14 protein-coding genes are annotated in these 14,856 nt (G+C 61.1%); 4 read left to right on the top strand and 10 right to left on the bottom strand.

Features of this window, described 5'->3' with window-relative positions; all coding sequences use genetic code 11:
• Positions 1 to 21: 21 nt before the first annotated feature.
• On the top strand, positions 22 to 378 hold the full coding sequence (locus tag ABZ677_RS22435; RefSeq protein WP_051048277.1) for a hypothetical protein: 357 nt from the start codon (positions 22 to 24) through the stop codon (positions 376 to 378).
• Between the two features lie 50 nt (positions 379 to 428).
• Here the strand turns inward: ABZ677_RS22435 and ABZ677_RS22430 are convergent, their stop codons facing one another.
• Positions 429 to 572: a hypothetical protein gene (locus ABZ677_RS22430; protein WP_157226225.1), complete on the bottom strand. Its 144-nt coding sequence runs from the start codon at positions 570 to 572 to the stop codon at positions 429 to 431.
• 21 nt (positions 573 to 593) lie between these two features.
• Between ABZ677_RS22430 and ABZ677_RS22425 the strand changes: the two genes are divergently transcribed.
• Both ABZ677_RS22425 and ABZ677_RS22420 read left to right on the top strand, forming a co-directional pair.
• Positions 594 to 1,454 (top strand): CHAD domain-containing protein, encoded by an 861-nt coding sequence (locus tag ABZ677_RS22425; RefSeq protein WP_051048276.1) that lies wholly within the window; start codon positions 594 to 596, stop codon positions 1,452 to 1,454.
• 169 nt (positions 1,455 to 1,623) lie between these two features.
• Positions 1,624 to 2,175: a hypothetical protein gene (locus ABZ677_RS22420; protein ID WP_157226224.1), complete on the top strand. Its 552-nt coding sequence runs from the start codon at positions 1,624 to 1,626 to the stop codon at positions 2,173 to 2,175.
• A 47-nt stretch (positions 2,176 to 2,222) separates the two neighbouring features.
• Here the strand turns inward: ABZ677_RS22420 and ABZ677_RS22415 are convergent, their stop codons facing one another.
• Positions 2,223 to 4,625: a site-specific integrase gene (locus ABZ677_RS22415; protein WP_008720616.1), complete on the bottom strand. Its 2,403-nt coding sequence runs from the start codon at positions 4,623 to 4,625 to the stop codon at positions 2,223 to 2,225.
• Positions 4,622 to 5,869 (bottom strand): site-specific integrase, encoded by a 1,248-nt coding sequence (locus ABZ677_RS22410; protein WP_008720613.1) that lies wholly within the window; start codon positions 5,867 to 5,869, stop codon positions 4,622 to 4,624. The genes ABZ677_RS22415 and ABZ677_RS22410 overlap by 4 nt, the downstream gene beginning before the upstream one ends.
• Positions 5,870 to 6,005: 136 nt before the next feature.
• Here ABZ677_RS22410 and ABZ677_RS22405 point away from each other — a divergent pair, with 136 nt between their 5' ends.
• Positions 6,006 to 6,248 carry a hypothetical protein gene (locus tag ABZ677_RS22405; RefSeq protein ID WP_358373387.1) on the top strand — a complete coding sequence of 81 codons (243 nt, stop codon included), beginning with the start codon at positions 6,006 to 6,008 and terminating at the stop codon, positions 6,246 to 6,248.
• A gap of 358 nt (positions 6,249 to 6,606) precedes the next feature.
• Here ABZ677_RS22405 and ABZ677_RS22400 read toward each other — a convergent pair whose 3' ends face one another.
• The 7 genes from ABZ677_RS22400 to ABZ677_RS22370 all read right to left on the bottom strand — a co-directional run bounded on the left by ABZ677_RS22400 (position 6,607) and on the right by ABZ677_RS22370 (position 14,808).
• Complete coding sequence (locus ABZ677_RS22400) at positions 6,607 to 7,104, bottom strand: hypothetical protein (protein ID WP_008720607.1); 498 nt, start codon at positions 7,102 to 7,104, stop codon at positions 6,607 to 6,609.
• A gap of 160 nt (positions 7,105 to 7,264) precedes the next feature.
• Positions 7,265 to 7,528, bottom strand: coding sequence for a matrixin family metalloprotease (locus tag ABZ677_RS22395; protein ID WP_243610577.1), 264 nt, complete (start codon positions 7,526 to 7,528; stop codon positions 7,265 to 7,267).
• Between the two features lie 173 nt (positions 7,529 to 7,701).
• The gene (locus tag ABZ677_RS22390) at positions 7,702 to 8,481 is read right to left on the bottom strand and encodes a hypothetical protein (protein WP_358373383.1); all 780 of its coding nucleotides are present in this window, start codon (positions 8,479 to 8,481) and stop codon (positions 7,702 to 7,704) included.
• Positions 8,482 to 9,093: 612 nt separating this feature from the next.
• Positions 9,094 to 9,528 (bottom strand): hypothetical protein, encoded by a 435-nt coding sequence (locus ABZ677_RS22385; protein WP_358373380.1) that lies wholly within the window; start codon positions 9,526 to 9,528, stop codon positions 9,094 to 9,096.
• Positions 9,525 to 11,618 (bottom strand): hypothetical protein, encoded by a 2,094-nt coding sequence (locus ABZ677_RS22380; RefSeq protein WP_358373377.1) that lies wholly within the window; start codon positions 11,616 to 11,618, stop codon positions 9,525 to 9,527. The genes ABZ677_RS22385 and ABZ677_RS22380 overlap by 4 nt, the downstream gene beginning before the upstream one ends.
• Complete coding sequence (locus tag ABZ677_RS22375) at positions 11,615 to 13,396, bottom strand: hypothetical protein (RefSeq protein WP_358373375.1); 1,782 nt, start codon at positions 13,394 to 13,396, stop codon at positions 11,615 to 11,617. Before ABZ677_RS22375 ends, ABZ677_RS22380 begins: the two co-directional genes overlap by 4 nt.
• Positions 13,397 to 13,431: 35 nt before the next feature.
• On the bottom strand, positions 13,432 to 14,808 hold the full coding sequence (locus ABZ677_RS22370) for a site-specific integrase (protein WP_358373372.1): 1,377 nt from the start codon (positions 14,806 to 14,808) through the stop codon (positions 13,432 to 13,434).
• Positions 14,809 to 14,856 lie beyond the last annotated feature (48 nt).

Below are 14,856 nucleotides of genomic sequence, written 5' to 3'. Positions count from 1 at the left end.
CGGCGTCGCTACGCTGAGCCGGTGACCTGTACAGGTGTCGTTGCGGTGTGGAGTGGTGAAGAAGGGTGGGGCGTCGTCGAGTCGGCCGACACTCCCAGCGGCTGCTGGGTTCACATCAGCATGTTGCGGGCGATCACCCTGCCTCCGACACGCGAGCACGAGACGGTTTACATCACAGGCTCCAGCGTCGACCTGGTCGAAGGTGAGACCGTAGATTTCGAGTGGGAGCAGGTACCGCAAGACGGGTACGACTACCGCGGAATCAGCGTCAGGCCTCCTCGGGACGGTCCCACCCGAACCATCCGCTGGGAGTACGGTCGCGATCGGCATCCAGGGTTCGTGATGCGAGTCGTTCACGCCCGAACTGACGATCGCTGACACGCAGGGGGCCGACAGCGCGCCAGACGCTCAGCGGCTGCGACCACCGGTCAGAGATTCAGTGCGCGAGCGCGTCGTTGCGCGGCTCCGGCCGCCTGAGGCTCGTTCGCGAACAATATGCCGTATGTGAAGCCGTTCTCCGCGCGGGTGGGTCGGCGACTGCGTGGATCGACCGTGGTGGTTTCGATCGGCACGCATCCGGGGCATCCATAACGATGACGACATCGACGAAACCTTCGACATCGACTCGAGATGCTGGCGCAGCGCCCGTTGCCGCCTACGTGCGTGAGCAGATCAGTGCCATTCGAGGAGGAGATGCAGCGCTGCGGCGCGGTGAGGATCCGATCCATGCCACCCGCGTTGCGATCCGGCGACTCCGCAGCACCGTGCGAGTGTTCGGCGGCGCCTTCGACCCGGCCGTCGCCACCGGTCTGGACGAGGAACTGTCCTGGTACGCCGGAATCCTCGGCCACGTCCGCGACCACGAAGTACAGCGCGCCCGCTTCGCTCAAGCGGTGGCCGATCTTCCCGACGAGTGGGTGCTTGGTCCCGTGGCCGCCGATATCGAGACCACCCTCGCTGCCGAACAGCGCACCTACCGAGCCGACGTCGATACCGTCCTCGCCGGTGACCGGTATGCCACCCTGATCAAGGCCCTCGACACCCTCGACTCCTCGGTGCGGTCACTCCCACGCAGGAACGTGACGTCGCTGGCGACCAAGGCCGGCAAGAAAGCCCGCATCCGCCTGAAGACCGCAGTCTCAGGCGTGGCCGGCGATGACGAAGCTCTGCACCGAGCACGTAAGGCGTTCAAGCGTGCGCGGTACGCCGCGGAGCTGGCGACACCGCTACTCGGCACGAAGCGCTCGAAGAAAACGATCCGGCGCTACAAACACTTCCAAGAAGTACTTGGCGAACACCAGGACAGCCTCGTCGCAGCAGGGTTCCTTCGTCGCCTCGGAGCCGCGGCGGGAACCCGACCCGCAGAGAACGGTTTCACCTACGGACTGCTGTTCGCCCACGAGCAGCATGCGGCAGCAGCCGCAACGCGGCGAGTTCGCACACTGAAGCTGTGAGGTATTCGCCGATGGCCGAAGATCGTGGTTTGGTTCTACGGTGCGCTGGTGGATCTTGGTCTCGACGGTCGCGGGCTTGTCTCTGACTCGACGCCGGTCGTGACTGCTGCCCTCGATGGTCATAGCGAAACGCCCTGCACCACAAGGGCTCGCACCGAGGAGAGCTGACGTGACCCGACGGAGATGGTTGATCGTGCTGCCTGTGGTGGCAGTTCTGGTTGCGGGTTTGTCTGTCTACTTCTGGCCTGAGCCCTCCCCGAGGACGGCGATTGCGACGGTGCCGTCGTGTGTCGCCGATCGCGAAGTGTCGAGCGGTGTGCTGTCGGGGGCAACACTGAGCATTCCGCACAGTCCCGAATTCGGTTCCCGACCCGCCGATTTCACGGTCGCGTCGGTGATGGTGTGTGGGAGCCCGGACCAGCAGTTGGTGGAGGTTCCGTTCTACGCGGTGCGGCAACTGACCTACTCCGGCGACGGCGTCGATGAAGTCGCGGCAGCATTCGAGGCCACGTCTTACCGGTTTCGGGTGTCGATCCTCTACTCGTGCTCGGGTGACTATCTCAACCCTCCGGCGGTGTGGCTCGTCGATGCGTCCGGAGCCGGGTACCGGCCGCAGTTTCCGAAGAATCACTGCGGTAGACCCGACACCGAGGCCTTCGACCTACTTCGCGAGATGGAGCCGCGAACAGATGACCTGGTCGCCGTGTCCTTACCAAATTAGATGCAGCGCACCTGTCTCCGGCCCGCGTAGAAACTGATGGAGCTCCCTCAAGGCATGGCAGGGATTCCGAGCGATGTCATGGCGTTCGGGCCTGCCGTTCGGTCGAGGCTGACGAGCTTCGTTGCTGCCGCGGTGAGGCTGGTTTGGAGGCCTTCGGCTTCGCCGGTCCAGCCGTTGTTGCGTGCCTCAGCGATGCGGTCGCGGAGGTTGGCGATGATCTCCGTCAGCCGTACGCGGGCGTTGGGGTCAACCTGCTGGCTGGGGCATCGGATGCAGGCATGTTCGTGCTTGCATGGGGTGTTGTAGGGACGCCCGCAGGTTCCGAGTTCGAGTTTGCGATGCTCGAAGTGCTGCTGAAATTCGTTCCACTCCGCGTCGGTGGGGCTGCGGTACTCGTCCTCCGGTCTCTGGGCGCGGCGTGCGTCGAGGAAGGTGCGGAAGGAACGAACGAGCTCCTCGTCGAACACGGCAGTGTAGATCTGCGTTGTGGAAATGTGCTTGTGCCCGAGCAGTTTTGCGACGATGTGGATCGGCAGTCCGCTGCCGACCGATTCGGTGGCGAACATCCGCCGAAAATCGTGTGCTGTGTATCGGAGCGGGTTGCCCGCGTTGTCGACGATTCCGGTGGCGGCAAGGGTTTGGTTGAGCCACTTCTGGATCAAGTTTCGAGTCGGCACCGTCCATAGCCAGCCCATTCGATGCTGGAACAGATGCGGTAGCGGTGGATCGGTAATACGTTCGTGGCCGTCGTATCGCGCGGTCAGCGGGACTGTGCCGTCATTGGCGGTTCGGAGGCGGGCAATGATCGTTGCCAGCACGCTCGCGAGTTCCGGACTGACCAGCAGAAGGCGTTCTTCGCCGGTTTTGGACGGGACGATTTGCAGCATCGGCACGATCTCGCCGGTCGATGGCAGTGTGTAGGACACGACTGCGAGGTGGGTGAGTTCGAGGAGTTCCTCCACTCGAATTCCGGTGTGGCGGAACGTCTCGATCACCGCCCATGCCCAGAATGCCTCGTGCTCTTCTATTTCGATTTCGATGATCTCGCCGGTGTCGATGACTTCGGCGAGCACCGGTGGATGATCGTGCTGGCAGCTGGATTTCGTGAACGAGGGCGCGATGGACCGGCGGTAGCGCACTCCGAGATGCTCGAAGGTCTCTCCGACCGCCACCGACGCGGTGGCAGCGAGTAGCGCGGCCGATCGGTCACGGCGATCGTGAGCGGCATCGACCAACGAGGGAAGGTGCGGCAAACGCTCGCGAATTCGTTGGTGCACGACCGCTGTCGTCTTCGCGCGTTCTTTGCTGTATCCCTCGACGTCACTTTTGCGGATGGGGTTCGGAACGCTCCACTGCACCCAGGTGGGGTCTTCGGCTGCCCATTCGGCGATGTCGCGGTAGAAGCCGCGCACTGTCATCATCACTGCCAGTCGCCCTGCTCGTGGGCGTGTGGTTCCGTCTTTGTCGGTGATCACCGACAGTCGTTGCTTCCACCCGGCCGCAACGTCCGGCGGGAGGTCGATGGTGTCGAGGCCTGGATCGTGGAGTTCTATATCGGCCCAGAAGTTGCCGGCGAGAACTCCGGTAAGGGCGGCGAAGCCGCCGTAGTCCAGACTCGGTCGTCGTTCGTCGAGGTAGCGCACCAGAACGTTCCGCACCGTCGTGTTCACGAGGTTGTATCGGTCGACCAATTCACCCGTCGGGCGGGGTCCGCGCCGAATTGCTGCAGCGAAGCTCTTGATTCCCCGCAGGTCGGCGATACCGTCGAGTCCCGCCCACACCAGTTGCACGCTGGCCGAGGTCGGGCGATCACTGACCATGTTCCAGGCGCGGTAGCCCAGCAGGTCTTCCGGAGTGAGTTCATGGAGATCGCGCCCCGTATGCAGAACGATCTTGCATGCCACCAGCATCGCGGTGCTGCATTGTTTGGAGTTCGCCGCCAGAACCGAGACACGGGCCTCCAACGCTGTGAACATCTCGGGGTGGTGAGCGGTGCGCAGCTTGGCGTATAGCCCGGTCCACTGCATTGCTGACATGGACTCGTAACTGGGAAAGACAACCCGCGCGACCAGAAGAAGGATCAGGCCGCGCCGCAGTTCTTGGCTTCGGGTCACCACTGTTCGTGGGTCGGCATTGTCGTGGAAGGTGTCGAGCCAGTCGGACGATCCTACGTCGGCACCGGAATGAACCCAGCGCTCCTGCCATCCCGCGCCGGGGAAGGTCAGAAGCCACTCCAGGATCAGTCGGCATGCCCTTTTGGCACCGTGTTCACGAGAACCATTGGGATACAGAAATACTGGAACAGTATCGAGGATCTCTTCGATGTCGAGTAGATCCTTGGCCCCGCCGATCGGAGCGGAGTCGGCAAGGTCTTCGTGGCGCTTGAATCGGTACTGCAACCGTGGGTTGGCCCGCTGTGCGACCGGCAGCTCGGTGGGTGTCACGTTCATGACTCGACCGCTCCGAACAGCACATTCAGATCCGCAGAGTCGTAACCAGCGGCCACGGTAGGGGGATTGCTGATCATGTGTTCGGCTCGGTGCGCGAGATGATGCTGGACCCTTCGGATGGTGTCGTCTTGGTCTTCGACGAGATAGATCTCGGTCGTGGTCGACAGGTGCGCGTGCCCGAGGATCGTCTGTATGTCGCGCGAGGTGAGTGTTCCGTCGTGTGCCATTCGTATGGCTGCGGTGTGGCGGAGGTCGTGCATCGTCCAGTTGGTGCCCAGAACGTCGTTTGCCCGCGTCAGCACCTTGCGCAGCGCGTCGTAGGTCAATGGTCGATACTCCAGAGCAGCGGAGGAGTCGGATCTGCGGCGGAGGGTGAGCCACAGCGATCCGTTCACGTCCAAGGATGTTCCCAGGTCCGCGAGATGCAGGCGAAGCCACACGAACGCTTCCGGGCTGGCTGGGAGCCACTGATCGACGCGTGTCCCCTTACGTGTCACTCGAATCAACTGGTCTCCCCAGTCGATGTCTTCGAGAGAAATTCCGAGGATTTCCGCAGCTCGTGCACCATTGCTGACCGCCAAAGCCAACAATGCCCGATCCCGGTTCGAGCGCAGCGCACCGAACAGCTCGAGCCACCGATCGTCGGGTATGGACCGGGGACGCTGGACGGGAAGTTTCGGGTTGTACCGCAACCGTCCACCGGGCCGAAACGGTTCGAGCGGGTTGTGATGCGCATTCACCCGGGCCGCCCCTCGTGCCACCGGCATCGGATTGACCAGTGGGCCTTCACCGCGTTCGATCCAGAACTCGTAGAACGCCCGCACCACTGCATTGGAATGGCGGATGGTGCGGGCACAATATCGGTCGTCGAGATATCGCTTGCGGGTGATCACGTTGACTGTTCCCACAGTGGTCCGCGATTTGGTCCGCGCTGCGTTCCGAGGCTTGTCGGCCCGCATCATCCACAGAACCAGATCCCGTGACTCAGCGGAAGTCGCTCTTTCCCAGTCGATCTCGTAGACACGAAGCCATCGCCACCATCGCAAAAGGTCGTAGGCGTAGCTGCGGACCGACCACGGTCGATTACCCCGTGCGACGAAGTCGAGGAGGAACCGCCGGATCGGCTCTACCGGCACCAGATCCTCGTCGACGACCAGCCAGGGGATGGTTCCGTCGGATTTTTCGACCTTGCCCCATCGGGGGATCTGGACTTGCTCGATGTTTCGCTCTGCTTCGTCGATCATGCGACACCGCTTTCTTGAGGCCGAGGTAGGTGATGTCTACCCCGCGACACTCGGATCGGATTCATGCGATCAGGCGTGTCGCTGCGTAGTCCGGTCAACGGAGCACGCAGGGATATTCGCAATCACGGACGGTCGAATGCCTGGTCTCGATCTGACGATTTCCTCTCGGCCGGTCGGCTACGGCGGCATCGAGCAAGGCAGGGGCCGCATCCGCTCGATCACACTCGAGACCACCGTCCACGGACGCGGAATCGCCCAGCGCACAGGCCGTTACACCCTCACCGCACCCATGTTCGGCGAACACGGCTTGCGCTGGGCCCCCGCGGTCACCGACGCAGTCGCCGAACATGGGCCGCACCGATTGGCGGTCGCACAATGACCCCCGACCTGTACGAGAACTGGCCCGTGAGCTTCGATCCCCCCACGCGCCGTATCGTCGATCCACCTCGGAGAGTCCTGGTCAACATATTGTAGACGGGGTTTGCCTCTGACCACTGTGCATCCGATTAGTCTCCCGCTGTTTCGGGCCATCACCAACGAGGGTTCGACACTTGCCCGAATAACGCTCGGACCATGAGCTGCCGCTGTAGCGGAGCCACCGCGGATGAGGATTTGGCCCGTCGACAGCCAAGACAGGCTAAAACGTCAGTGCAGTTCGGGAATAAGTCATACACCCCCGAACTGCACTGGTGGGACGTGAAGATCAGCTTCCGGTCCAGTCGACTGAAGTCACACACCTACCTTGGTGGCACTGGCGGTTCGGAGCTGACGGGCTCCGACTCGCGGTTCGGATCGAACGGAATCTCGTTGTCGATGGCATCTCGCATTGTTGCGACCGGCGCTGGCTCATCGGTTGATCGCCGCGCAGTTCCATCGCTGACGGCAGCAACTTCCTCTGCTGACAACGTCACTTTGCCCGCGCGTGGAGCGACCGTGTACCAGTTTTCGGACGGCAAGAAGCCAGCCGACATAAGGTATGTTGCTCCCGGCTCGATCAGTGGGTCATCGTCCAGTAAGTACAACGTACCGTCGGTGCCATACCCGCCTTGCTGATTGACGAGTATTTGGCCCGCGACGTCACCCTTTAGGGTCTGAAGCACCTCAACAGAAAACTGCGTCTCGGGAAACGGCCCAACTGCCTTCGTACCGACTTGCTCAATCACTGTTCCGACGAAGACCGCGTCGGCCCAACCGGCAAGCTGCTGAGGGTCTGTCACATCGAAAGCCGAGTCCATTTCCACTGCTTGTGTGCGCGTAGTCACGCTGGCAGTCGTGCCAGCATCTCCAGGTTGCGTGCCTGCCGAAGTGCTGCAGCCAACTAATACAATGCAGGCGAATAAGCTCGCAACGCCCACCGTGCCGTACTTTGATCCTAAACTTCTGACCTTCATCATGTCATCCCCAGAGTTGACGGTAGGCGGCTTGATCCATGAACTGCGGCGCAAAAACCGATGAGTTTGAAATCGGATCCATCAGCTGACTTTTGCAGTTATGCGCCAAACCGAGCGCATGACCCATCTCGTGTGTCATAACGTTCCGTTGATTACTGGCGTTACCGAGCTTCGCTGTATTCATTTGAATAGTGTCCACCCCAAAGTCGGTGTTGCTGTATAGCCCGGCCCATGTGACGTCCGGACGGTTGGCGTCGGAAATTTCCACATTAGTGAGCGTCGGGTTCACAGGGTCATAGGGGGTAACCTGGACGCTCCCAAGTGCATTCCAAGCAGTGGATGCCTGCGAAATTGCGGTCGTGTATTGGGAAGATGACTGATAGGTGAGTTTGGAGAAGAGGACTGAGCTGTAGCCCAATGTCGGCGGCCTGCGTCCTGACGTCAGATACTGGCCGTTCTGGAAGTTCTGTCCGGAGCGCCATATGACTCGTAACCATCATTGGACGTTGTTCCATCTTGACACAGGTACTCATCACTGCTCGGGAAGCCCAAGGGTCCAAGCTCGTAGTTCTGCGCAGCCCACTGATCGCGAATGTTACCCCAGGTGGCATAGGCAGATGTGGCTCCGAACTTGTATGTAATCGCGCCGCCCTGGAAGTTGTTGTACCGCCCGCCAGAAGCAGGGCTCTCACGTGTGACCGGGTACCCGAGTCGTCCACGTTCGTCGCTTCGCTTCTCGTACTGATACGGGCCGTTGACATACGTTCTGTACTGACGCGATGGCAAATTAAGCCACTTGTTCATGATCAAGCCGCCGATTTGACGACCTTTATTTGCGTCGACATTCGGCGACCAGTAAATGCGATTAGTAAACCCGAATTCCTGCCACCGCCCCTCGTTGCTGTTTCCTGCCCAGAGCTCGCCACTGGTGGGTTCTCCGATACTCGAGGTGCCGCCTTGGCCGTATTGGTTAGCACCAGAAAGGAAATCGATAAATTCGCGTTCGATGGAGCCGAGGACCCACTGGTTGTTACGAAATTGATCGGCGTTCGCAACGCCAGGCGTAGAAACTAGCAATGCAAGGGATGTAATTAACGCACCGATAAGTGACATTCTTCGGGCGACAATTTGGTTTCGCGTCCGATGCTGCCTGAAGCGGACATTGATCAATGGGCTTGGATCGCCAATATGCGACTTGAGAGGTAGCCTGCTCGGTTTCATGGAGCTCCCACAGTGAAGGGCATCAAGGACGAACCGAACAGTACGGTCAGTGCCCACCGTTGGAGAGACACGCGAACACGAGTTTGGTCACGATTCGGTCACCGTGACCGCCGCCAACTCGACGGCGGCTAGAATTCGAACGCATGAGCAATACAGGTTTTCGGTGGCTACGGCCAGCTGTCCTGCTGGTTCTAATCGGCGTCTTGCTCGTTGGTGTTGCATTTGGGGCGACCAGCCAGATTGGGCTCGGTCGCTCGGCCTCAGAAATTTGCGAGAATGCTTATCCGGGGGCTGTCGACGTCGAGTCCAGTCGTCCCCTTCTACCGATGGTCGTCGTGCGTTGCGCTGCACAGGGTTTTGACACGCGTGTGGAGACTCACGAATTTGATCCGCTGTCAACGCTTGTCCTCGTGGCTGGGATCGCAAGCATTGTCGTTGGCGTATCTGCCATCCGACGTCAAAAGCTGAACGAGTCATCTCAAAAAGGACAGCGGTGACCATCCTCGGAGTGGTCTGGTCTGATTCGCTGAGTGAGAACTCGAATCATTTCTGGTCAGAGGATACTTCCTCCCCGACGCCCAGTATCTTGCAGCTTTATCGGTGGATCGAGGCTTAGCGGTCCTTCCGGCCACACGCGCCTACGACAGCGTTTGCGGAGTTCGAGCGTGACTGCAGGGAGGTCACCCCTGAGGTTGTTTCCAGTTCTTTCCGTAGGGCGTGGTTGTCGAGTGTCAGCCGCTGGATGACGGACAGTGCGAGGGTGAGGTCTTGAGTCAGTGTCGCGTTGTCTCGTTGTAAGCGTTTGTTGGAGGCCAGGAGTTCGGTCCGGTCGTCATGCCGTGTGGCGATGGGAGTTGCGACGGGAGCGGCTCTGAGTTCGGCAGCGATAGCGGGGTAGTGCCGCCAGAAGGTTGCGTTGGGCAGTCCCAGTCGACGGGCAAGGCCGATGACAGTGGCGCGGCCGCCGGCCGCTGCTGCGTCTTCGAGGTGCTCTGTCATCACTCGACGGACGTCCTGCTCGCTCGGGAGGTCGATGCGTTGACTCATCGGATTGAGTTCGGATCGTGTCGGTCGACGAATTGATTTATCTGCTCACTCCGTTTCCGTAGTCGATGCTGCAGCAGCGGAGGGAGCGACGGTGTTCGTTCGAGCTCGCGCTCGATATCGGAGCTCTCCGAACGCAACTCGTCGAGGTTGCCTGGGGTGAGCGCGGCGTTGCGGCATTCGAGAGGTCGACAACCACCGAGCGTCGGCGCGTTCTGGCCCGAAAGGTTCTGTGCGCGTGTGCACAGTGCTTTGTCCGGATCGTAGACGCAGGTGGCGTATCGGCCTGGATAGATTGCTGGGTCGAATCGGCGTATCAAGCGGTCGTGCCGACGCCGGTCGGTGACGACCTGTCCTTGGTATCGGATGTTCGACTCGAGCTCGCTCAGACGTCGGCGGGCTTCGTCGGCGGCGGGTCCAACGAGATCGGTGTGTTCGTGGGCATCGATCATTGCCATCAGACCCTCACCGCGCGCGAGGGCCTCCTCTGACTCGACTTCGGCGCGGAAACCGCTATCCGATGTGCCGGCGTAGCCCTCGAACATCTGGACAGCTTGGTGGCGATATTGAATTGCCCCGGCAATGGATCCGCCGGGTTGGCGTGCGATGAACCAGGCGAGCGTTCGTCTGAACTGGCGGGTTGTCAGCCGCCACGTTTGGGCATTCACAGCCGGAATGTCCTCTGCGAGATCATGTGCGCGACAATAGCCATCGATCCAGGACACCAGATTGTTGATGTGGTCGTTCGTGGTCTTGGTCAAATTGACGTGGGCGGCGGTTTTGCCGATCCGCACAGCGGTGCCATGAGTTGAGGGTGCGAACAGCCGGGTTTCGTTACGGGGTTGGAGGAGTTCGAGGACCGCCACGGCGCGGGCGGCCGGAGCGCCGACAACCCAGGTCGCTTGCACTCCGGTGGGGTCGCGTTCACCTTTGAACGCCAGGCTGGTGATCATCCACCGGTAGGGCCTGCCGTGAGGGTCACGTTTGACGCTGATGCAGCCCCGCTGCAGATGCTTGATCTCGCTGTCACGCATGCCGGACAGGAACGCGATGATCACGTAGCAGGCTGCGCTCAGCGCCGACAGCAGGTGCAAGATCCCGGCCTGCCGATCACGCCGATTGAACAGGATGCGGTCGATCCAGGGGGACCCGTTGATCCGTCCGTTGATCACCACGTCACACGAGACATCGTTGTCGACCCCGACCAGTCGAGCTGTGTCCTCGATGAGGTCACGGTAAGTCCGCAAGGTCGAGCGATCGCATCCAAGCAGGCGGGACAGGTGGCGAAAGCTCGGTTGGCCGTTGTGTCCCGGCAGTGGGCGTTCTGCGGCACGGTATTCAGCTAACAGATGGACCAGATCCTTCTCTACCCAACGCCTTGCCTCGGGCGGAACTACCCCTTCTTGCAATCGAACTCGTCGCCACTCGCGGTCTGCCGCGAGAATGTCCGATGCAAACTCATCAACGAACCGCAGACTCCAGGTGAGTAGGGGTCCGAGCACCGCCTCCGGAATTCTGGCGGTCGCGTTGTCAGGTCCGCTCCTGTCGCCGGACTCGCTCCAACCATCGATGTGGTACGGGTCGAAAGTCAGCTGATCGGTAACCATGAGTCCGCGGTAGCGATAGAGCGACCGAACCGAACTGCGATAGCGATCACGAACCGTGAGAGTGGGTTGCGTCGCGAGCAAATGCAATTGGTACGCAATCAAATCGGAAGGTTGCAACTCCGATAGCAGCGGCTGGCGCAGGTTGGGTCGCGAAGCGAGCCAGGAGAAGAAGTGGCGGAGCGTGGGCAACATGGAGGCGATCGTTGCTACCTTCGGTAAGCCGCGTCCTCTGGCGGGTGCAGGCCCGCCCAGCAGCCCGATGAAAAGTTCTTTGGCCACGGTGCGATAGACAGACGGCACGGATGTGAAGTCGAGGATCAGAGCAACATGATGTTGCTGAAAGAAAGCTGGACTGAGATCCCAGACGTCCTCTACGAATCGGGAAGCTCGGCTGAGTTCTGTCTCCGGGCGCACCGGCCGCCCGTTCAGTACACATCGTTCGTCGAACGGGTGCGACGTCGACGGTTGAGGGTGGGCGTTGGTCATATTTGCTCCCATGGTGATTCGACGAGATCGAGAAGTGCATCGGTGGGTTTGATCTCCGTTGCCGCCAGGATCTCGGACCGATTGAACTTCGAGAGAACGTCATGGCGGATGGCCGCCCACGTCGGTCCGTATCGGACCCACCAATCGGCCTCCGACAGCTGATCGCGGCGCTCCGCCAGCGCATCGAGCAATCCGAGCAGTCCAGGAAGGTGATCAGGCGTGATCACGCAGTTTCCGCAGTGAAAGCAGTCGAGAAACGATGCGCGACAGCTTCTCCCGGTGGCGGGATGGTGTTCGTGATCTTTGCACGCTGACCAGGCGGTATCGGCTGCGTCTGCATGCGTCGGCGGGGTATCCCCGTGAGGATTGGTGGCGGAGCGTTCCGGCTGCACGTTCAGTGTTCCTCCGGCGGCGTGCAGCGCCCGTCTGTGTGCTGCCAGAGCGCTCGATTCGGCGTCGCTGACGGCAGCCGCGACAACGGTGTGTGCCCATTCCTGTGTTGTCGGGTCTCCGCGTAGATAGTTCCGGAACAGAACCGGGATGGTGTTGCTCCGGGCAGCGGACGGGAGGTGACCGCCGATCTGTTTGGTACGGCGCACGTCTGCCGTGGTCTTGATCCGGTTGCCGGTGACCGCAAGCGGAGCCGGGCGCGTTCCGTCGACGACGTCAGCGTGGAGGCAATGCCGGGTGCGCCATCCGGCAAGGTTGATTGCTGTCGCGGTCAGTTCGCGAGCGAATGGGTCGAAATGTTCTTCGATACCGCGAAGGCCGGTGTTGTGGCCGCTACGCCAGATCGACCAAACGGATGCGCTGCCAGAAGTGTTCCTGCTGCGAGTGGTCAGTTCGTGTAGCAGTAGGTAGAGACCGCCGGGATAGTGCAGTTCGCGACCCGGTGGCCCGATCTCCCACGTCGCGGTCTCGAACCATCGGTGATTGCCGCGGCGGCGTTTGATGACACGAACTTCGACGGCGCGTGTCTCCATGATTCGGTGTTCCCAGGGGAGCTCTTTGATGGTTTCGATATTGCGGCCGGTCAGCGCCACCATCAACACGAGCATCGGCGCGAGGTCCCGGATCGTCATATAGAGCCGGCTCGCAAGCTCCAGTCTGACAACGTGCGCGCTGAAGCTCCGGCTCGGGGGTACGACTCCTGATTCCGCAATCGCGACGAGCTCTTTGTCGCCCTCCAAGCCTTCCTGTTCACCCGTTTGTCCTATTGCAGCTTCCGAGAGTCGAATTCGATTGCGCAATGCGGTGATGTCTGACCGAGCGGCTGAGAGAATACGATCGAACTCTCCGTCCGAGTAGCCAGGTTGGCCAATCCGGGTCTGCCCGATTTGGCGGCAGGTGTAGTCGATCACTGATGAATTCACCGTATCGACCAGCGGTGGCAACGTCAGGAACTGTCCGAAAAGAGCGATGCCTCGCCAGGCGTAGACGTCCTTCTGCGTGATTCTGCGCTGGTTGTAGACAGATTGGAGGTGGGCGGTCTCCAGCATCGGTGGTCCGGTCGGTGGATCCGGCAGTTCCGAGAGGGATCGCAGCATGGATCGCACCCTCGTAACCAGTCCCTTCGCTGAGCTGAGCGTCCTGCTGCGTCCCGTCGCCCCGAGGGCAAGGGCCAGAGCCTCTGCAACTGCCGTGTGCCAACCGGGCAGCGCCATCTTCGCGACGTCCACCAGCAGAGTCCGGCCGTCTTCACCATCGAATCGGACCGTGAGGCCGGAGGCGATGGCGTGTTCGCCTTCGGTCGGTGTGTACGGGCCAGATGGGAGCATCGCGCGGCGCCCGGTGCCGGTACTGCCGCGACCGTTCACTGTGTTTTGTTCTCAGTGGCGACGTCGAAGACGTCGAGTGGAGTGTCGCGGGGATCTTCCCATGTGTTGGGCACCAACATCATTCGCGTTTCCATTTCCAATTCCGACAGCGCGTGTAAGTAGATCTGTGTTGTCACCACGGAGCGGTGTCCGAGGCGACGTCGCACCCAGTCCAGAGGGTCACCGAAGATCTGTGTCCATTGCCCTCGCTGTTCGGCAGTCATTTCGGTCATCGCGCTGATATGTCCGCGCTGTAGCTGTTCCAGAGTCACCACCGCGAACGTGTGCCGCAGGAGGTGAGCATGTGCAGTCAGAGGAACTCCTGCTCGACGACACCGTGTGTTGGCGACTGCGAACATGTCTTTCCAGGTCGAGACCGCGATGGGGGTGCCGAACTCCGACAGCCAGAACGCGGCCGGCGTCAAACCATCGGGCCCGTCGATGAGCAAGCGGCGTCGTTCGTCGGCATCGAGGTTGGAAACTTTCACGGTCGATCGCAGACCGGACCGAGTCTGCACGACGACCGGCGAATGCGGATCAGCGATCACGAGCGGGCGGCGAACCTGTTCGTACCTTCCACAGGCGCGTGCGCGGGCGATGACCTCCGCGCGATCGAGTGTCGCGTACCCGATCAGGTCGGCGATCACGGATTCAGGAACGTAGACTCGGCGGGCCGAACGACCTTTGGCGATGGCCGTCGGCAGCCAAAAACGTTGATAGCCCCCGAGACCGCGAGCTGTTGGCACATCGAATACCGTCAGCGCCGCTTGCTCGGACAACCGCATGCCGGTGCGCACCATCAAGTCGCAGAATGATGCATTGCGCGCCGCCCAGCGACCGCGAAACCCGGTGTCGTGGACACCGTCGGCGCGATATCCGCGAATCCCGACATCGCGCCATAAACGGTAGGACTGGGGTGGGAGCCACTCGATACGATCCGTCGCGGCATCGTGCGAGTAGGTTGCCGGTGTTGTGGTCGAAGAGTCATGACGGACGAGGCCCGCGCCGAACGGCATTGGTCGTCGAACTCTCTGCGGCACAGGGTTGTTCAATATATGGCCCGCGCGGACCTGCCATCGATAGAACTTGTCGACTGCGGCAACCTCTCGGTCCCATGTCGCACCTTGTATGTGCGGCCCCTGAGAGTCGATCCTGCGCCAGCGCCAGTACGCCAGATGGTCAGCCTCGTTGACGTCGCACCAACGAGCTCTGTCTCGTGAGACAGCAACGAAGTTCAAAAACGCGGCTAGATCGCGGGCGTAGCCCACCTGGGTGTGGCGCGCCTTCGCCTGCATATCGACTGATCTGAAGAAGGCATTCAACTCGATGTCATACTCAAATGATGGGTCAATGAGGAACGGCGTGCCGGCCACCAACTCTGGCCGCGCGAACCCAGGCCACTCCAAATTTGTGTCCGGCAC

Origin of the sequence: Rhodococcus sp. NPDC006774 (genome assembly GCF_040636045.1) — a bacterium.
Classification (GTDB): domain Bacteria; phylum Actinomycetota; class Actinomycetes; order Mycobacteriales; family Mycobacteriaceae; genus Rhodococcoides.
Note: the sequence above shows the minus strand (reverse complement) of the source record. Positions and strands in the feature narration are given on the sequence as shown.